Below are 20,048 nucleotides of genomic sequence, written 5' to 3'. Positions count from 1 at the left end.
GGGAGCTTCGGCTCCCTTATTTTATTTACGTAAGCGTACCTGATTCACTGAGTGATTGGCGCTCTTAGTCATGATCAGGCTGGCGCGCTCGCGAGTTGGAAGGATATTTTCTTTAAGATTCATTAGGTTGATTTCATTCCATAGCGAAGTGGCAATATCTACCGCTTCTTCCTTCGAGAGCTTAGCGTAATTATGGAAATAGGAATCCGGATCGGTAAACGCCCCTTCCCGGAATTTAAGAAAGCGGTTGATATACCAGCTTTTCAATAATTCTTCCGGGGCATCGACATAAATAGAAAAGTCGACAAAATCGGAAACGAATACATGATGGGGATCGTGCGGATAATCCATTCCACTTTGCAGAACATTCAGCCCTTCAAGAATTAAAATATCCGGTTGCGCGACGGTTTTGTCACCATTGGGAATAACATCATAAATCAGATGGGAATAAACCGGCGCGGTTGCCTGCGGTACCCCTGATTTGAGATCGGAGACAAACTTCACCAGGCGATGCATATCATAGGACTGCGGAAAGCCTTTTTTCTTCATTAACCCACGTTCTTTTAAAACCGAGTTAGGGTGCAAAAAACCGTCGGTGGTAATGAGTTCGACATGGCGATGCTCCGGCCAACGACTAAGCAAAGCTTGCAGAACGCGGGCGGTGGTGCTTTTTCCTACCGCAACGCTGCCAGCGATACTGATAATATAGGGAATTCGCTGACCATTGGTGCCAAGAAATTGTTCGAGAACAGCCTGGCGACGCAGGTTAGAACTGATATAGAAGTTGAGCAAACGCGACAGCGGCAAATAGATCTCGGCAACCTCTTCCAGAGAGAGATCTTCGTTGATGCCTTTTAACCGCGTGATTTCTTCCTCGGTTAACGTCATCGGGACAGAATCACGAAGTGCAGCCCATTGGTGGCGGTTAAATTGTAGGTACGGTGTCATTAACGTCTGCTCTTTTTGGCTCATAAGCATGTTCTTACTATCACCGAATACCTTGAAACGGTGATGCTTCACACGAGTTAATCAGGACAATGGGCAGGAGGGTAACACCAGATTGCCGGGAATAATAAGAAAAAAACTCATTGAATGCTGCTTTCTCGCGCCAGCATCACAAGAGAAGAATAAGTTTCTTATTCTTTGCAAAGCATGGCCTTTGCTAACAGGCTAGGCTAGCGGCCTGAATCCTTTCCGTCAGCGGTCAGCATGCGATAGAGGTAACCGGAGATGATCGGACAGCGCCTGAAGAGCCGAATTGTTGGCGAATATTTGCACTCCGCTGCTTGAAATTACACCGTTTTTTCGCGTGAGAGCACAAAATGTGAGCAAGAGAACGTTTTATGCAAATTTTTAGTTGCATGAACTCGCTCCTCTCCCTAGAATGCGCGCTACTTGATGCCGACTTAGCTCAGTAGGTAGAGCAACTGACTTGTAATCAGTAGGTCACCAGTTCGATTCCGGTAGTCGGCACCATAACAATTTGGGTGGGGTTCCCGAGCGGCCAAAGGGAGCAGACTGTAAATCTGCCGTCATCGACTTCGAAGGTTCGAATCCTTCCCCCACCACCACTTTCTGGCGACGCTTTGCGGAGCCGGAGTTGGTTGGGTAAACTAATCAGCTCAATACTAAAGAGAGCAGTCTCTTTAGTATTACAGAAAGAACTGGGTAGCCGAGTTTCAGGATGCGGGCATCGTATAATGGCTATTACCTCAGCCTTCCAAGCTGATGATGCGGGTTCGATTCCCGCTGCCCGCTCCAGACGTGCTGATATGGCTCAGTTGGTAGAGCGCACCCTTGGTAAGGGTGAGGTCCCCAGTTCGACTCTGGGTATCAGCACCACTTCTTTTCTCTCCTTCCCTGTTTCTCTTCTGTTATGTTCATTCAACAAGTCGGGCATGTTGCCTGGTTGATGTGGTGATATCACCGATTTATCCGTGTCTTAGAGGGACAATCGATGTCTAAAGAAAAGTTTGAACGTACAAAACCGCACGTTAACGTCGGTACTATCGGCCACGTTGACCATGGTAAAACAACGCTGACCGCTGCCATCACTACCGTACTGGCTAAAACCTACGGTGGTTCCGCTCGCGCATTCGACCAGATCGATAACGCGCCGGAAGAAAAAGCTCGTGGTATCACCATCAACACCTCTCACGTTGAATATGACACCCCGACTCGCCACTACGCGCACGTAGACTGCCCGGGCCACGCCGACTATGTTAAAAACATGATCACCGGTGCTGCGCAGATGGACGGCGCGATCCTGGTTGTTGCTGCGACTGACGGCCCGATGCCGCAGACTCGTGAGCACATCCTGCTGGGTCGTCAGGTAGGCGTTCCGTACATCATCGTGTTCCTGAACAAATGCGACATGGTTGATGACGAAGAGCTGCTGGAACTGGTTGAGATGGAAGTTCGTGAACTGCTGTCTCAGTACGATTTCCCGGGCGACGACACCCCGATCGTTCGTGGTTCTGCTCTGAAAGCGCTGGAAGGCGACGCAGAGTGGGAAGCGAAAATCATCGAACTGGCTGGCCACCTGGATACCTATATCCCGGAACCAGAGCGTGCGATTGACAAGCCGTTCCTGCTGCCGATCGAAGACGTATTCTCCATCTCCGGTCGTGGTACCGTTGTTACCGGTCGTGTAGAGCGCGGTATCATCAAAGTAGGTGAAGAAGTTGAAATCGTTGGTATCAAAGAAACCGCGAAAACCACCTGTACTGGCGTTGAAATGTTCCGCAAACTGCTGGACGAAGGCCGTGCTGGTGAGAACGTAGGTGTTCTGCTGCGTGGTATCAAACGTGAAGAAATCGAACGTGGTCAGGTACTGGCTAAGCCGGGCACCATCAACCCGCACACCAAGTTCGAATCTGAAGTGTACATCCTGTCCAAAGATGAAGGCGGCCGTCATACTCCGTTCTTCAAAGGCTACCGTCCGCAGTTCTACTTCCGTACTACTGACGTGACTGGCACCATCGAACTGCCGGAAGGCGTAGAGATGGTAATGCCGGGCGACAACATCAAAATGGTTGTTACCCTGATCCACCCGATCGCGATGGACGACGGTCTGCGTTTCGCAATCCGTGAAGGCGGTCGTACCGTTGGCGCGGGCGTGGTTGCTAAAGTTCTCGGCTAATCGCTGATAACATTTGACGCAATGCGCAATAAAAGGGCATCATTTGATGCCCTTTTTGCACGCTTTCACACCAGAACCTGGCTCATCAGTGATTTTATTTGTCATAATCATTGCTGAGACAGGCTCTGAAGAGGGCGTTTATACACCAAACCATTCGAGCCTCAGGGCGACGGCTAATCAACTCCTTCTTTGCAACAGCAGGGCAGGGGTGACACCACCGTCAACATTGAAGCAATTTGAATAGTTAAGTGTATAATCCGAAACTTAATTTCGGTTTGGATCGCCTCGCCCCCGCGGGGTGAAATTGTTTGTAGAATACTTCTGACAGGTTGGTTTATGAGTGCGAATACCGAAGCTCAAGGGAGCGGGCGCGGCCTGGAAGCGATGAAGTGGATTATCGTTGCCGTGCTGCTGATCGTGGCGATCGTGGGCAACTTCCTTTATCGTGACATTATGCTGGCGGTGCGTGCGCTGGCCGTGGTTATTCTTATTGCTGCTGCCGGTGGCGTCGCGCTGTTGACGACGAAAGGTAAGGCGACCGTTGCTTTTGCTCGCGAAGCGAGAACCGAAGTTCGTAAAGTGATTTGGCCGACTCGCCAGGAAACGCTGCATACTACGCTGATTGTTGCTGCCGTGACTGCAGTAATGTCACTGATCCTGTGGGGACTGGATGGTATTCTGGTTCGCCTGGTCTCCTTTATCACTGGCCTGAGGTTCTGAGATGTCTGAAGCTCCTAAAAAGCGCTGGTACGTCGTTCAGGCGTTTTCCGGTTTTGAAGGTCGCGTAGCCACGTCGCTGCGTGAACATATCAAATTACACAACATGGAAGAGTTATTTGGCGAAGTCATGGTCCCGACCGAAGAAGTGGTTGAGATCCGTGGCGGCCAGCGTCGTAAAAGCGAACGTAAATTCTTCCCGGGCTATGTCCTGGTTCAGATGGTCATGAACGACGCAAGCTGGCACCTGGTGCGCAGCGTACCGCGCGTGATGGGCTTCATCGGCGGCACCTCTGACCGTCCGGCGCCGATCAGCGACAAAGAAGTCGACGCCATCATGAATCGTCTGCAGCAGGTTGGCGATAAGCCGCGTCCGAAAACGCTGTTTGAACCGGGTGAAATGGTTCGCGTTAACGACGGTCCGTTCGCTGACTTTAACGGCGTGGTGGAAGAAGTGGACTATGAGAAGTCCCGCCTGAAAGTTTCCGTTTCTATCTTCGGTCGTGCGACCCCGGTAGAACTGGACTTCAGCCAGGTTGAGAAGGCGTAAGCCGGCGATCAAAAAAGCAGCGATTTAATCGTTGCATAGGGCGCGAAATTGGCATACAATTTCGCGCCTTTTGTTTTTATGGGCCCGGCCCGTAAAACGATGTTTAATCACGGGGAGCTTCTCTGAAGCGTTAATACCCAATTTGAGGATTTAAGAATGGCTAAGAAAGTCCAAGCCTACGTCAAGCTGCAGGTTGCAGCTGGTATGGCGAACCCGAGCCCGCCGGTCGGCCCAGCACTGGGTCAGCAGGGCGTGAACATCATGGAATTCTGCAAAGCGTTCAACGCCAAAACTGATTCCCTGGAGAAAGGTCTGCCGATCCCGGTTGTTATCACCGTTTACGCTGACCGTTCCTTTACCTTTGTTACCAAGACTCCGCCGGCTGCTGTTCTGCTGAAGAAAGCTGCAGGCATCAAGTCTGGTTCCGGTAAGCCGAACAAAGATAAAGTGGGTAAAATCTCCCGCGCTCAGCTGCAGGAAATCGCGCAGACCAAAGCTGCCGACATGACTGGTGCCGACATTGAAGCGATGACTCGCTCCATCGAAGGTACTGCACGTTCCATGGGCCTGGTAGTGGAGGACTAAGAAATGGCTAAACTGACCAAGCGCATGCGCGTGATCCGTGAGAAAGTTGATGCAACTAAACAGTACGACATCAACGAAGCCATTGCTCTGCTGAAAGAGCTGGCCACCGCTAAATTTACCGAAAGCGTAGACGTTGCCGTTAACCTCGGCATCGACGCTCGTAAATCTGACCAGAACGTCCGTGGCGCAACTGTACTGCCGCACGGTACTGGCCGTTCCGTTCGCGTAGCCGTATTTACCCAGGGCGCAAACGCTGAAGCTGCTAAAGCTGCAGGCGCTGAGCTGGTAGGTATGGAAGATCTGGCTGAGCAGATCAAAAAAGGCGAAATGAACTTTGACGTTGTTATTGCTTCCCCGGATGCAATGCGCGTTGTTGGCCAGCTGGGCCAGGTTCTGGGTCCGCGTGGCCTGATGCCGAACCCGAAAGTAGGTACCGTAACTCCGAACGTTGCTGAAGCGGTTAAAAACGCGAAAGCAGGCCAGGTTCGTTACCGTAACGACAAAAACGGCATCATCCACACCACCATCGGTAAAGTGGACTTTGACGCTGACAAACTGAAAGAAAACCTGGAAGCTCTGCTGGTTGCGCTGAAAAAAGCAAAACCGACTCAGGCGAAAGGCGTGTACATCAAGAAAGTTAGCATCTCCACCACTATGGGTGCAGGTGTTGCAGTAGATCAGGCTGGCCTGAACGCTTCTGCAAACTAATGCCTTTACGTGGGCGGTGATTTTGTCTACAATCTTACCCCCACGATTCTGTCAATAAGACAGACGCTATGCGAGTCATTTGAATTGCAGCTAACGCCGCTGCGGTTCGAAGGACGAAGTCATAGGAAGAATTTGTTCGTTGGAGCCTGGCCTTTCCAGGCCTCCGTCGAAGACCGCAGGTGTTTCGCAAGAAACTTAATCCCCTGCGTAGACGGTGACAGAACGCTAAGATTATTTTTGGATATTCTGGCTTGTTTCTGCTCACCGTATTTAGACGCTCTTTTCGTTGAATTGAGTGAAGTGAGTTCCAGAGCATAGGCTCTGGCAAACATCCAGGAGCAAAGCTAATGGCTTTAAATCTTCAAGACAAACAAGCGATTGTTGCTGAAGTCAGCGAAGTAGCCAAAGGCGCGCTGTCTGCAGTAGTTGCGGATTCCCGTGGCGTAACTGTAGATAAAATGACTGAACTGCGTAAAGCAGGTCGTGAAGCTGGCGTATACATGCGTGTTGTTCGTAACACCCTGCTGCGCCGCGTCGTTGAAGGTACTCAGTTCGAGTGCCTGAAAGACACGTTTGTTGGTCCGACCCTGATTGCATACTCTATGGAACACCCGGGCGCTGCTGCTCGTCTGTTCAAAGAGTTCGCGAAAGCGAATGCAAAATTTGAGGTCAAAGCCGCTGCCTTTGAAGGTGAGCTGATCCCGGCGTCGCAGATCGACCGCCTGGCAACTCTGCCGACCTACGAAGAAGCAATTGCACGCCTGATGGCAACCATGAAAGAAGCTTCGGCTGGCAAACTGGTTCGTACTCTGGCTGCTGTACGCGATGCGAAAGAAGCTGCTTAATCGCAGTTATCTTTGTAAAGCATTCGCTTACGTATAAACTTATTCTGATATTCAGGAACAATTTAAATGTCTATCACTAAAGATCAAATCATTGAAGCAGTATCCGCTATGTCCGTAATGGACGTTGTTGAGCTGATCTCTGCAATGGAAGAAAAATTCGGTGTTTCCGCTGCTGCTGCTGTAGCTGTAGCTGCTGGCCCGGTTGAAGCTGCTGAAGAAAAAACTGAATTCGACGTAATTCTGAAAGCTGCTGGCGCTAACAAAGTTGCTGTTATCAAAGCAGTACGTGGCGCAACTGGCCTGGGTCTGAAAGAAGCTAAAGACCTGGTAGAATCTGCTCCGGCTGCACTGAAAGAAGGCATCAGCAAAGACGACGCTGAAGCTCTGAAAAAATCTCTGGAAGAAGCTGGCGCTGAAGTTGAAGTTAAATAAGCCAACCCTTCCGGTTGCAGCCTGAGAAATCAGGCTGAGGCTGGTGACTTTTTGGTCACCAGCCTTTTTGCGCTGTAAGGCGCCAGTAGCGTTTCACGCTGTTTGACTACTGGTTTGCCTCTCAATGCTTGTTTCTATCGACGACTTAATATACTGCGACAGGTTAGGGTTCCTGGGCTGTGTAAATCGCAATGAAATGGTTTAAGCGTGATAGCAACAGGCATTGCGGAAAGTGTTCCATTTTCCGGTCAACAAAATAGTGTTGCATAAAAAACTGCCCTCTGCGGGCAGATGGGTCGACTTGTCAGCGAGCTGAGGAACCCTATGGTTTACTCCTATACCGAGAAAAAACGTATTCGTAAGGATTTTGGTAAACGTCCACAAGTTCTGGATGTGCCATATCTCCTTTCTATCCAGCTTGACTCGTTCCAGAAGTTTATCGAGCAAGATCCTGAAGGGCAGTATGGTCTGGAAGCTGCTTTCCGTTCCGTATTCCCGATTCAGAGCTACAGCGGTAATTCCGAGCTGCAATACGTCAGCTACCGTCTGGGCGAACCGGTTTTTGACGTTAAAGAATGTCAGATCCGTGGCGTGACTTATTCTGCACCGCTGCGCGTAAAACTGCGTCTGGTGATCTACGAGCGCGAAGCGCCAGAAGGTACCGTCAAAGACATTAAAGAACAAGAAGTCTACATGGGCGAAATTCCGCTCATGACCGACAACGGTACCTTTGTTATCAACGGTACCGAGCGTGTTATCGTTTCTCAGCTGCACCGTAGCCCGGGCGTCTTCTTTGACAGTGACAAAGGTAAGACCCACTCCTCCGGTAAGGTTCTGTATAACGCACGTATCATCCCTTACCGCGGTTCCTGGCTGGACTTCGAATTCGACCCGAAAGACAACCTGTTCGTTCGTATCGACCGTCGTCGTAAGCTGCCGGCTACCATCATCCTGCGCGCGCTGAATTACACCACTGAGCAGATCCTTGACCTGTTCTTCGAAAAAGTGGTCTTTGAAATTCGCGACAACAAGCTGCAGATGGAGCTGATTCCGGAGCGTCTGCGCGGTGAAACTGCCTCCTTCGATATCGAAGCCAACGGCAAAGTGTACGTTGAGAAAGGCCGTCGCATCACGGCTCGTCATATCCGTCAGCTGGAAAAAGACGATATCAAGCATATCGAAGTGCCGGTTGAATATATCGCGGGCAAAGTGGCGGCTAAAGACTATATCGATGAAGCGACTGGCGAACTGATCTGCCCGGCGAACATGGAGTTGAGCCTGGATCTGCTGGCTAAGCTGAGCCAGTCTGGCCACAAGCGTATCGAAACGCTGTTCACCAACGATCTGGACCACGGCCCGTACATCTCTGAAACGGTACGCGTCGACCCGACTAACGATCGTCTGAGCGCGCTGGTAGAAATCTACCGCATGATGCGCCCTGGCGAGCCGCCGACTCGTGAAGCCGCTGAAAGTCTGTTTGAGAACCTGTTCTTCTCTGAAGACCGCTACGATCTGTCCGCGGTTGGTCGTATGAAGTTCAACCGTTCTCTGCTGCGCGACGAAATCGAAGGTTCCGGTATCCTGAGCAAAGACGACATCATCGAAGTGATGAAGAAGCTCATTGATATCCGTAACGGTAAAGGCGAAGTGGACGATATCGACCACCTCGGCAACCGTCGTATCCGTTCCGTTGGCGAAATGGCGGAAAACCAGTTCCGCGTTGGCCTGGTACGTGTAGAGCGTGCGGTGAAAGAGCGTCTGTCTCTTGGCGATCTGGATACCCTGATGCCTCAGGATATGATCAACGCCAAGCCGATTTCCGCAGCAGTGAAAGAGTTCTTTGGTTCCAGCCAGCTGTCTCAGTTTATGGACCAGAACAACCCGCTGTCTGAGATTACGCACAAACGTCGTATCTCCGCACTCGGCCCAGGCGGTCTGACCCGTGAGCGCGCAGGCTTCGAAGTTCGAGACGTACACCCGACCCACTACGGTCGCGTATGTCCGATCGAAACGCCTGAAGGTCCGAACATCGGTCTGATTAACTCCCTGTCCGTGTACGCGCAGACCAACGAATATGGCTTCCTTGAGACGCCGTATCGTAAAGTGACCAACGGTGTGGTTACTGACGAAATTCACTACCTGTCTGCTATCGAAGAAGGCAACTACGTTATCGCTCAGGCGAACTCCAACCTGGATGAAAACGGCCACTTCGTAGAAGATCTGGTTACCTGCCGTAGCAAAGGCGAATCCAGCTTGTTCAGCCGCGACCAGGTTGACTACATGGACGTATCCACCCAGCAGGTGGTATCCGTCGGTGCGTCCCTGATCCCGTTCCTGGAACACGATGACGCCAACCGTGCATTGATGGGTGCGAACATGCAACGTCAGGCGGTTCCGACTCTGCGCGCTGATAAGCCGCTGGTTGGTACCGGTATGGAACGTGCTGTTGCCGTTGACTCCGGTGTTACTGCCGTGGCTAAACGTGGCGGTACCGTTCAGTACGTGGATGCTTCCCGTATCGTTATCAAAGTTAACGAAGACGAGATGTACCCGGGCGAAGCAGGTATCGACATCTATAACCTGACCAAGTACACCCGTTCTAACCAGAACACCTGCATCAACCAGATGCCTTGCGTGTCCCTGGGCGAACCTATTGAGCGCGGCGACGTGCTGGCAGACGGCCCGTCCACCGACCTCGGTGAGCTGGCGCTGGGTCAGAACATGCGTGTAGCGTTCATGCCGTGGAACGGTTACAACTTCGAAGACTCCATCCTCGTTTCCGAGCGTGTTGTCCAGGAAGACCGTTTCACCACTATCCACATTCAGGAACTGGCGTGCGTGTCCCGTGACACCAAGCTGGGGCCGGAAGAGATCACCGCTGACATCCCGAACGTGGGTGAAGCTGCGCTCTCTAAACTGGATGAATCCGGTATCGTTTATATCGGTGCGGAAGTGACCGGCGGCGACATTCTGGTTGGTAAGGTAACGCCGAAAGGTGAAACCCAGCTGACGCCGGAAGAGAAACTGCTGCGCGCGATCTTCGGTGAGAAAGCGTCTGACGTTAAAGACTCTTCTCTGCGCGTACCGAACGGTGTCTCTGGTACCGTTATCGACGTTCAGGTCTTTACCCGTGACGGCGTAGAAAAAGACAAACGTGCTCTGGAAATCGAAGAGATGCAGCTGAAGCAGGCCAAAAAAGACCTGTCTGAAGAACTGCAGATCCTCGAAGCCGGTCTGTTCAGTCGTATCTACGCGGTGCTGGTCTCCGGTGGCGTTGAAGCTGAGAAGCTCGACAAGCTGCCTCGCGATCGCTGGCTGGAACTGGGCCTGACCGACGAAGAGAAACAAAATCAGCTGGAACAGCTGGCTGAGCAGTATGACGAACTGAAACACGAGTTCGAGAAAAAACTCGAAGCGAAACGCCGTAAAATCACCCAAGGCGACGATCTGGCACCGGGCGTGCTGAAGATTGTTAAGGTATATCTGGCCGTTAAACGCCGTATCCAGCCTGGTGATAAGATGGCAGGTCGTCACGGTAACAAGGGTGTTATCTCTAAGATCAACCCGATCGAAGATATGCCGCACGATGCTAACGGTACGCCGGTAGATATCGTACTGAACCCGCTGGGCGTACCGTCTCGTATGAACATCGGTCAGATCCTTGAAACTCACCTGGGTATGGCTGCAAAAGGCATCGGCGATAAGATCAACGCCATGCTGAAGCAGCAGCAGGAAGTCGCGAAACTGCGCGAATTCATCCAGCGTGCTTACGATCTGGGCGCTGACGTTCGCCAGAAAGTTGACCTGAATACCTTCAGCGATGAAGAAGTTCTGCGTCTGGCTGAAAACCTGCGTAAAGGCATGCCGATCGCAACGCCGGTATTCGACGGTGCGAAAGAAGCTGAAATCAAAGAGCTGCTGCAGCTGGGCGACCTGCCGACTTCCGGTCAGATCACCCTGTTTGATGGCCGCACCGGTGAACAGTTCGAACGTCCGGTAACCGTGGGTTACATGTACATGCTGAAACTGAACCACCTGGTCGACGACAAAATGCACGCTCGTTCCACCGGTTCTTACAGCCTGGTTACTCAGCAGCCGCTGGGTGGTAAGGCACAGTTCGGTGGTCAGCGCTTCGGTGAGATGGAAGTGTGGGCGCTGGAAGCATACGGCGCGGCCTACACCCTGCAGGAAATGCTCACCGTTAAGTCTGATGACGTGAACGGTCGTACCAAGATGTATAAAAACATCGTGGACGGCAATCACCAGATGGAACCGGGCATGCCGGAATCCTTCAACGTACTGTTGAAAGAAATTCGCTCGCTGGGCATCAACATCGAACTGGAAGACGAGTAATTCTCGCTCAAACAGGTCACTGCTGCCGGGTTAACGCCCGGCAGCGGAATGTGCTAACTCCGACGGGAGCAAATCCGTGAAAGACTTATTAAAGTTTCTGAAAGCGCAAACTAAAACCGAAGAGTTTGATGCGATCAAAATTGCTCTGGCTTCGCCAGACATGATCCGTTCATGGTCTTTCGGTGAAGTTAAAAAGCCGGAAACCATTAACTACCGTACGTTCAAACCTGAGCGTGACGGCCTTTTCTGCGCCCGTATCTTTGGGCCGGTAAAAGATTATGAGTGCCTGTGCGGTAAGTACAAGCGCCTGAAACACCGCGGTGTGATCTGTGAGAAGTGCGGCGTTGAAGTGACCCAGACTAAAGTGCGTCGTGAGCGCATGGGCCACATCGAGCTGGCATGTCCGACTGCGCACATCTGGTTCCTGAAATCCCTGCCGTCCCGTATCGGTCTGCTGCTGGATATGCCGCTGCGCGATATCGAACGTGTACTGTACTTTGAATCCTATGTGGTTATCGAAGGTGGCATGACCAACCTCGAACGCAACCAGATTCTGACGGAAGAACAGTACCTGGACGCGCTGGAAGAGTTCGGTGACGAGTTCGACGCGAAAATGGGCGCGGAAGCGATCCAGGCGCTGCTGCGCAATATGGATCTGGAGCAGGAATGCGAGCAGCTGCGTGAAGAGCTGAACGAAACCAACTCCGAAACCAAGCGTAAAAAGCTGACCAAGCGCATTAAGCTGCTGGAAGCTTTCGTTCAGTCTGGCAACAAGCCGGAGTGGATGATCCTGACCGTTCTGCCGGTACTGCCGCCAGATCTGCGTCCGCTGGTTCCGCTGGACGGTGGTCGTTTCGCGACGTCTGACCTCAACGATCTGTATCGTCGCGTGATCAACCGTAACAACCGTCTGAAACGTCTGCTGGATCTGGCTGCGCCGGATATCATCGTACGCAACGAAAAACGTATGCTGCAGGAAGCGGTTGACGCCCTGCTGGATAACGGTCGTCGCGGTCGTGCGATCACCGGTTCTAACAAACGTCCTCTGAAATCTTTGGCCGATATGATCAAAGGTAAACAGGGTCGTTTCCGCCAGAACCTGCTCGGTAAACGCGTTGACTACTCCGGTCGTTCTGTTATCACCGTAGGTCCATACCTGCGTCTGCATCAGTGCGGTCTGCCGAAGAAAATGGCGCTGGAGCTGTTCAAACCGTTCATCTACGGCAAGCTGGAACTGCGTGGCCTGGCCACCACCATCAAAGCCGCTAAGAAGATGGTTGAGCGCGAAGAAGCTGTCGTTTGGGATATCCTGGACGAAGTTATCCGCGAACACCCGGTCCTGCTGAACCGTGCGCCAACCCTGCACCGTCTGGGTATTCAGGCATTCGAACCGGTTCTGATCGAAGGTAAAGCCATCCAGCTGCACCCGCTGGTTTGTGCGGCATACAACGCCGACTTCGATGGTGACCAGATGGCTGTTCACGTACCGCTGACGCTGGAAGCCCAGCTGGAAGCGCGTGCGCTGATGATGTCTACCAACAACATCCTGTCCCCGGCGAACGGCGAACCAATCATCGTTCCGTCTCAGGACGTTGTACTGGGTCTGTACTACATGACCCGTGACAGTGTTAACGCCAAAGGCGAAGGCATGGTGCTGACTGGCCCGAAAGAAGCTGAGCGTATTTATCGCGCCGGCCTGGCCTCTCTGCATGCGCGCGTTAAAGTGCGTATCACTGAATACGAAAAAGACGACAATGGTGAGTTTGTCGCGAAAACCAGCCTGAAAGACACGACCGTTGGCCGTGCCATTCTGTGGATGATCGTACCGAAAGGTCTGCCGTTCTCTATCGTGAACCAGGCGCTTGGTAAGAAAGCGATCTCCAAGATGCTGAACACCTGTTACCGTATTCTGGGTCTGAAACCGACCGTTATTTTTGCGGACCAGACGATGTACACCGGCTTTGCTTACGCAGCGCGTTCAGGTGCATCCGTTGGTATCGATGACATGGTCATCCCGGAGAAAAAATACGAAATCATCAGCGAAGCGGAAGCGGAAGTTGCTGAGATTCAGGAACAGTTCCAGTCCGGTCTGGTGACCGCGGGCGAACGCTACAACAAAGTTATCGATATCTGGGCTGCGGCGAACGATCGTGTATCCAAAGCGATGATGGATAACCTGCAAACCGAAACCGTGATTAACCGTGACGGTCAGGAAGAGCAGCAGGTTTCCTTCAACAGCATCTACATGATGGCCGACTCCGGTGCGCGTGGTTCTGCGGCACAGATTCGTCAGCTGGCTGGTATGCGTGGTCTGATGGCGAAGCCGGATGGCTCCATCATCGAAACGCCGATCACCGCGAACTTCCGTGAAGGTCTGAACGTACTCCAGTACTTCATCTCTACCCACGGTGCTCGTAAAGGTCTGGCGGATACCGCACTGAAAACAGCGAACTCCGGTTACCTGACTCGCCGTCTGGTTGACGTTGCACAGGACCTGGTCGTCACTGAAGACGACTGCGGCACCCTGGAAGGCATCACCATGACGCCGGTTATCGAAGGTGGCGACGTTAAAGAGCCGCTGCGCGATCGCGTACTGGGTCGTGTGACTGCGGAAGATGTTCTGAAGCCGGGTACCGCGGATATTTTGGTTCCACGCAACACGCTGCTGCATGAGCACTGGTGTGACCTGCTGGAAGCGAACTCCGTTGACTCCGTCAAAGTGCGTTCCGTTGTATCCTGTGACACCGACTTTGGCGTCTGCGCGCACTGCTATGGTCGTGACCTGGCGCGTGGCCACCTCATCAACAAAGGTGAGGCTATCGGTGTTATCGCGGCACAGTCCATCGGTGAGCCGGGTACACAGCTGACGATGCGTACGTTCCACATCGGTGGTGCGGCATCTCGTGCGGCTGCTGAATCCAGCATCCAGGTGAAAAACAAAGGTAGCATCAAGCTCAGCAACGCGAAGTCGGTTGTGAACTCCAGTGGTAAGCTGGTTATCACTTCCCGTAATACCGAGCTGAAGCTGATCGACGAATTCGGTCGTACCAAAGAGAGCTATAAAGTACCTTACGGTGCGGTTATGGCGAAAGGCGACGGTGAGCAGGTTGCCGGCGGTGAAACCGTCGCAAACTGGGATCCGCACACCATGCCGGTTATCACCGAAGTTAGCGGTTTCATCCGTTTCACTGACATGATCGACGGCCAGACCATTACTCGTCAGACTGACGAGCTGACCGGTCTGTCTTCGCTGGTGGTTCTGGACTCTGCAGAACGTACCGCAGGTGGTAAAGATCTGCGTCCAGCACTGAAAATCGTTGATGCTCAGGGCAACGACGTTCTGATCCCAGGCACTGATATGCCTGCTCAGTACTTCCTGCCGGGTAAAGCGATTGTTCAGCTGGAAGATGGCGTACAGATCAGCTCGGGTGACACCCTGGCGCGTATTCCGCAGGAATCCGGCGGTACCAAGGATATCACCGGTGGTCTGCCGCGCGTTGCGGACCTGTTCGAAGCACGTCGTCCGAAAGAGCCGGCTATCCTGGCTGAAATCAGCGGTATCATTTCCTTCGGTAAAGAAACCAAAGGGAAACGTCGCCTGGTTATCACCCCGGTAGACGGTAGCGAGCCGTACGAAGAGATGATCCCGAAATGGCGTCAGCTCAACGTGTTCGAAGGTGAACGTGTGGAACGTGGTGATGTGGTTTCCGACGGTCCGGAAGCACCGCACGACATTCTGCGTCTGCGTGGCGTACATGCTGTGACCCGTTACATTGTTAACGAAGTCCAGGACGTATACCGTCTGCAGGGCGTTAAGATTAACGATAAGCACATCGAAGTTATCGTTCGTCAGATGCTGCGTAAAGCCACCATCGAAAGCGCAGGCAGCTCCGACTTCCTCGAAGGCGAGCAGGTGGAATACTCCCGCGTCAAGATCGCGAACCGCGAACTGGAAGCGAACGGCAAAGTGGGCGCAACGTTCTCCCGCGATCTGCTGGGTATCACCAAAGCGTCTCTGGCCACCGAGTCCTTCATCTCCGCGGCATCGTTCCAGGAGACCACTCGCGTGCTGACCGAAGCAGCCGTTGCGGGCAAACGCGACGAACTGCGCGGTCTGAAAGAGAACGTCATCGTGGGTCGTCTGATCCCGGCCGGTACCGGTTATGCGTATCACCAGGATCGTATGCGCCGTCGCGCTGCTGGCGAGCTGCCGGCGGCACCGCAGGTGAGCGTGGAAGAAGCGTCTGCCAACCTGGCAGAGCTGCTGAACGCAGGTCTGGGCGGTTCTGACAACGATTAATCGTTGATGCACTGCTAAAAAGCCGGTCAGGTTTCCTGACCGGCTTTTTTTATTGTCTATTTTCCGCCGCTTTCCCGGCCCTTAATTACATTTACGACATATTAAATCTTCATTTTCTTAGCAATTAATTCATGCAAAATATCTATTAGAAGCCTTTCCCTAAAACCTTTCTTTATGTATGGGTAAAACTTCTACTCATATCAAAAAATAATCAATTCAAAGGGTATATATTCAAAATACCTGATGAATCATGGGATTACTTCTGTTGCTGTATCTTCGGCGCGACGGCGCTGGAGAGGGATCGCTGCATCTCATGCTTCCCCAACAAGGCGCAGAAATAACCCCGGCAGACAGGTATGGATCATTACTTTAGGTCTGAGCGGACAGGCTCTGGGGGCTGCATGGAATTCGCGATACAACTCATTATTATATTAATTTGTCTGTTTTATGGTGCCCGAAAAGGGGGTATTGCGCTGGGGCTGCTGGGCGGCATCGGTTTGGTGATCCTCGTCTTTGTTTTTCATCTCCAGCCGGGCAAACCGCCGGTTGATGTGATGCTGGTGATTATTGCAGTGGTAGCCGCCTCGGCGACTCTGCAGGCGTCCGGCGGGTTAGACGTGATGCTGCAGATTGCCGAGAAGCTGCTGCGGCGTAACCCGAAATATGTTTCTATCGTGGCGCCTTTCGTCACCTGCACGCTGACCATCCTCTGCGGTACCGGCCACGTGGTGTATACCATCCTGCCGATTATCTACGATGTGGCGATTAAGAATAACATTCGTCCGGAGCGTCCGATGGCCGCCAGCTCCATTGGCGCTCAGATGGGGATCATCGCCAGCCCGGTCTCGGTGGCGGTGGTATCGCTGGTGGCGATGCTGGGAAATTTTACCTTTAACGGGAAACACCTGGAGTTTCTCGATCTGCTGGCGATAACCATTCCGTCCACGCTGCTGGGTATTTTAGCCATCGGTATCTTCAGCTGGTTCCGTGGCAAAGACCTGGAGCAGGACGAAGCCTTCCAGGCGTTTATTGCGCTACCGGAGAACCGCCATTACGTCTATGGCGATACGGCGACGCTGCTGGACAAAAAGCTGCCGACCAGCAACTGGATAGCAATGTGGATTTTTCTGGCCTCTATCGCCGTGGTGGCGCTGCTTGGCGCTTTTTCTGAACTGCGCCCGGCCTTTGACGGTAAACCACTGTCGATGGTGCTGGTTATCCAGATGTTTATGCTGCTCTCCGGAGCGCTGATCATCATCATTACAAAAACTAACCCGGCATCGATTTCCAAAAATGAGGTCTTTCGTTCGGGAATGATCGCTATCGTCGCGGTGTACGGCATCGCGTGGATGGCGGAGACCATGTTTGGCGCGCATATGACCGAGATTAAAGGTGTGCTCGGGGAGATGGTGAAGGAGTACCCGTGGGCTTACGCCATCGTACTGCTGCTGGTTTCGAAGTTTGTGAACTCTCAGGCGGCAGCGCTGGCGGCGATTGTTCCGGTGGCGCTGGCCATCGGCGTCGACCCGGCCTATATCGTGGCTTCCGCGCCGGCCTGCTATGGCTACTATATTCTGCCGACCTACCCAAGCGATCTGGCGGCGATCCAGTTCGACCGCTCAGGGACCACCCATATCGGCCGCTTTGTGATTAACCACAGCTTTATCCTGCCCGGGCTCATCGGCGTCGGCGTCTCCTGCGTGTTTGGCTGGATATTCGCGGCGATGTACGGCTTTCTGTAAGAAGGACGGGCGCCGGCAGCGACGCCCGTTAAATCCGCGAGATTACTGCGCGAGCGGCAGACGACGATAGAGTTCAATCATATCGGTCGCCAGATCCTGAATGACCATGGCGTTCATCAGGTGGTCCTGAGAGTGAACGGTGATCAAGTTGACCGGCAGCTTACCGGTGCCTTCATCCAGGCCGATGAGCTGGGTCTGGATTTTATGCGCATGTTTGACGAACTCATGGGACTCGGCCATGGCCTGCTCGGCTGCCGCAAAGTCACCTTTCCGTGCTAACTGGAGAGCAGTGAGCGCCGCGCTACGTGCGGAACCCGCGTTAACCAGCAGCTCCATGATGATCGTTTCTAAATCTTCCATCGATTACTCCAGCATCTTAAGGGCTTTATCCAGAACGGCATCACCTTTCATCATGCCGTAGTCCATCATATCGATCACGGCGACCTTCTTGCCGAACGGGTCGGCCAGCGCCTGCAGCTTCGCCTGCTCATATTTCACCTGTGGGCCGAGCAAAATAATGTCGGCGGCGGCCAGATTATCTTTAAACTCAGCGACCGGTACGGCCTTGATAGAGACCTCAACACCCTTCTTCTGCGCGGCATCTTGCATACGCTGAACCAGCATGCTGGTAGACATACCGGCGGCACAGCACAAAACGATATTCTTCATAGTCAGTGGCCCTTGTGTTCCGTGATGTCTTATCTTTATCGCGGCCCTGGCGATGCGACAACCGCTTTACCGTGATTGTGTGTAAGGCATCACACAATAATTGAAACCGGTTTCATTTTTTCCGGAAAAAATAAAAAAGCCCACCGAAGTGGGCGGTGGCGGCGCTGAAGTCTTACGCGCGCAGGATACGGTTTTTACCCTGCTGTTTGGCTTTGTACAGCGCTTCATCGACGCTCACCACCAGCTTATCCAGTGGCTCCATATTCCATTCCCCGAGGCCGGCGCTGAAGGTGACCGTCAGGCCATCTTCGCGCCAGGTGCGTCGTTCGACGTTTATCCGCCATGTTTCCAACAGCGTGCGGGCGTTATCGATATGTTCGGCAGGAAAGACCACCGCGAACTCTTCACCGCCGTAGCGATAGAGGGATATCTCCAGCGGCTGGAGGACCTGCAGCCCTTCGCGAGCGACGTTACGCAGGACGATATCGCCATTGAGGTGGCCCCAGGTGTCGTTGATCGATTTAAAATTATCGATATCGACCAGCGCGAGGGCGAATGGCTGGTGATCGTTCATCAGGGCGGCAATATCGCTGTCGAAGGCGCGGCGGTTTTTGCAGCCGGTGAGAGCGTCGATGGTCGCCTGGCGGACGTAGGACAGTTCGCGCTGTTTATTGGTTTCAATCGCTTTACTCAGCATCGCCTCAAGGCGCGGGGCGCGTTTGACGTCACCGGTTTTAATCGCATTGATGATATTCATCAGCACGGTACGGGAAGCATGACGCAGATAAAGACCGAACAGGATAATAATGATCGCTGCGAGAGTGAAACCGCCGATCACTAAATTGGTCTCATGACGTGTCAGATTGACCAGGGTGGCGTTATCGACACGGAAAATCACAAACCAGTCGGGATTGGTAAAGGAGTAATAGTAATACCAGGTGTCGCTCCCGGGATCGTAAAGCTGCCCCTCTCCGCTGGTCATTTTATCCATCAGCTCGTCCCTGACGAAGGGTTTAAACAGCGCGCCCGGGTCGGAGTGCAGGACCACTTTGCCATCCCGTTGCACCACAAAAAATTCCCCCTGTACGGGCGCCACCATCTGGCGCAGCGCGAACCCCATGGAGGTGAGATCGAGATGAAAGGCCAGGCTGCCCTTGAGTTTCCCTTCCGGGGTAATGATGGGTTTGAAAATGGTAATCGTCGGATGGTGGGTGAAATAATCCATATACGGACTGGTGTAGTGGCTGAAGGTGCTGGCTTCCGCCTGTTTGATAAACCAGGGCCGCGTTCTGGGATCGAAAGCCCGGCTGTCTTCGTTTTCCAGCACCTCCGGGGCGCGCAGATAGTGGCCCTCGGTATCCGCCAGCGAGATGGATGAGACGCTTGGCATCATGTTCTGTAACTGCATCAGCGTGGTTAACCCTTTCTCCGGCTCCACATTGACTGCGCGATTCAGTTCGTCATTGCGGGCAAAGAAGGCGGCTGCGCGCCCGAGGATAAAATCATTTTCCCGCAGCAGGGTTTCCGTATAGTTGATCGCCAGGTTATGGGTAAAATTGCGGTTAATATCGTGATAATCTTCGAGAAAATCTTTCTGTTGCGCCAGAGTCACAAAAATAGCGATCAGCATAAAGCTGAGCAAAATACCGGCAAACCCCACGACGATCGGCGTCGTAAAAGAGAGCTTTCTGTTGTGTAGAGCCATGAATCGTTAATCGTCCCGGATGTATAAACCATGGGTCCGAACGCAGGTTGTGTCTGGGACGCCTGCCGATCGAATCAGTTCACTATTGCTCAATTATAACTCTGAGGCCTTCATGTATCGTGATTTATATTCGGCGATAATGTGCAGGCCTCTGCTCAGCGCGGAGAGGCAGGGCGAAAATGAGGAAGAAAAGGTTCGCCCTGGTCAGCGTCCGCTGCTGACCCGGGCAGAATAGAAAAACGGCGTCGGGCGGGCCAGCCTCCGTTTTTCATCTCTCGTGCAGGCGCGCAAAATTATCAG

Annotated in this window: 14 protein-coding genes and 4 tRNA genes; 14 read left to right on the top strand and 4 right to left on the bottom strand. The window is 52.9% G+C overall.

What is annotated here, in order from left to right:
- Positions 1-21: 21 nt before the first annotated feature.
- Positions 22-972, bottom strand: a complete 951-nt coding sequence (coaA, locus tag IB144_RS24930) for a type I pantothenate kinase (protein ID WP_002883524.1) — start codon at positions 970-972, stop codon at positions 22-24.
- Between the two features lie 428 nt (positions 973-1,400).
- On the opposite strand from coaA, the gene IB144_RS24925 reads away from it, so the two are divergent.
- From IB144_RS24925 to dcuB, 14 genes are all read left to right on the top strand, one after another.
- Positions 1,401-1,476: transfer RNA gene (locus IB144_RS24925), tRNA-Thr, on the top strand.
- A 10-nt stretch (positions 1,477-1,486) separates the two neighbouring features.
- Positions 1,487-1,571: transfer RNA gene (locus tag IB144_RS24920), tRNA-Tyr, on the top strand.
- Positions 1,572-1,686: 115 nt separating this feature from the next.
- Positions 1,687-1,761, top strand: a tRNA-Gly gene (locus IB144_RS24915).
- A gap of 5 nt (positions 1,762-1,766) precedes the next feature.
- Positions 1,767-1,842 (top strand) — tRNA-Thr (locus IB144_RS24910).
- Between the two features lie 115 nt (positions 1,843-1,957).
- Positions 1,958-3,142 carry an elongation factor Tu gene (gene tuf / locus IB144_RS24905; protein WP_004174069.1) on the top strand — a complete coding sequence of 395 codons (1,185 nt, stop codon included), beginning with the start codon at positions 1,958-1,960 and terminating at the stop codon, positions 3,140-3,142.
- Positions 3,143-3,478: 336 nt separating this feature from the next.
- Complete coding sequence (gene secE, locus IB144_RS24900) at positions 3,479-3,862, top strand: preprotein translocase subunit SecE (RefSeq protein ID WP_002883772.1); 384 nt, start codon at positions 3,479-3,481, stop codon at positions 3,860-3,862.
- A gap of 1 nt (position 3,863) precedes the next feature.
- Positions 3,864-4,409 carry a transcription termination/antitermination protein NusG gene (gene nusG / locus IB144_RS24895; RefSeq protein ID WP_001287521.1) on the top strand — a complete coding sequence of 182 codons (546 nt, stop codon included), beginning with the start codon at positions 3,864-3,866 and terminating at the stop codon, positions 4,407-4,409.
- Positions 4,410-4,565: 156 nt separating this feature from the next.
- The gene (rplK, locus tag IB144_RS24890) at positions 4,566-4,994 is read left to right on the top strand and encodes a 50S ribosomal protein L11 (RefSeq protein WP_002884034.1); all 429 of its coding nucleotides are present in this window, start codon (positions 4,566-4,568) and stop codon (positions 4,992-4,994) included.
- Positions 4,995-4,997: 3 nt separating this feature from the next.
- A complete protein-coding gene (rplA, locus tag IB144_RS24885) occupies positions 4,998-5,702 on the top strand; it encodes a 50S ribosomal protein L1 (RefSeq protein ID WP_002884036.1) in 705 nt (234 codons plus the stop codon).
- A 347-nt stretch (positions 5,703-6,049) separates the two neighbouring features.
- Positions 6,050-6,547, top strand: a complete 498-nt coding sequence (rplJ, locus tag IB144_RS24880) for a 50S ribosomal protein L10 (RefSeq protein ID WP_001207203.1) — start codon at positions 6,050-6,052, stop codon at positions 6,545-6,547.
- Between the two features lie 66 nt (positions 6,548-6,613).
- Complete coding sequence (gene rplL / locus IB144_RS24875; protein ID WP_002884142.1) at positions 6,614-6,979, top strand: 50S ribosomal protein L7/L12; 366 nt, start codon at positions 6,614-6,616, stop codon at positions 6,977-6,979.
- A gap of 324 nt (positions 6,980-7,303) precedes the next feature.
- Complete coding sequence (gene rpoB, locus IB144_RS24870; RefSeq protein WP_004152306.1) at positions 7,304-11,332, top strand: DNA-directed RNA polymerase subunit beta; 4,029 nt, start codon at positions 7,304-7,306, stop codon at positions 11,330-11,332.
- A gap of 76 nt (positions 11,333-11,408) precedes the next feature.
- Positions 11,409-15,632: a DNA-directed RNA polymerase subunit beta' gene (gene rpoC, locus IB144_RS24865; protein ID WP_002884146.1), complete on the top strand. Its 4,224-nt coding sequence runs from the start codon at positions 11,409-11,411 to the stop codon at positions 15,630-15,632.
- A 401-nt stretch (positions 15,633-16,033) separates the two neighbouring features.
- Positions 16,034-17,374 (top strand): anaerobic C4-dicarboxylate transporter DcuB, encoded by a 1,341-nt coding sequence (dcuB, locus tag IB144_RS24860; protein ID WP_040214955.1) that lies wholly within the window; start codon positions 16,034-16,036, stop codon positions 17,372-17,374.
- Positions 17,375-17,416: 42 nt separating this feature from the next.
- Here dcuB and IB144_RS24855 read toward each other — a convergent pair whose 3' ends face one another.
- The 3 genes from IB144_RS24855 to IB144_RS24845 form a co-directional block, all read right to left on the bottom strand.
- On the bottom strand, positions 17,417-17,734 hold the full coding sequence (locus IB144_RS24855; RefSeq protein ID WP_008808002.1) for a PTS lactose/cellobiose transporter subunit IIA: 318 nt from the start codon (positions 17,732-17,734) through the stop codon (positions 17,417-17,419).
- 3 nt (positions 17,735-17,737) lie between these two features.
- Entirely contained in the window at positions 17,738-18,043 is a 306-nt protein-coding gene (locus IB144_RS24850) for a PTS sugar transporter subunit IIB (RefSeq protein ID WP_002884150.1), read from the bottom strand.
- Between the two features lie 172 nt (positions 18,044-18,215).
- Complete coding sequence (locus IB144_RS24845) at positions 18,216-19,748, bottom strand: sensor domain-containing diguanylate cyclase (RefSeq protein ID WP_004186411.1); 1,533 nt, start codon at positions 19,746-19,748, stop codon at positions 18,216-18,218.
- Positions 19,749-20,048 lie beyond the last annotated feature (300 nt).

It is taken from the genome of Klebsiella sp. K4 (assembly GCF_014596785.2).
In the GTDB taxonomy this organism is placed as follows: Bacteria; Pseudomonadota; Gammaproteobacteria; order Enterobacterales; family Enterobacteriaceae; genus Klebsiella; species Klebsiella pneumoniae.
The sequence above is the reverse complement of the archived record's forward strand: the minus strand, read 5'-3'. Positions and strand labels throughout refer to the sequence as shown.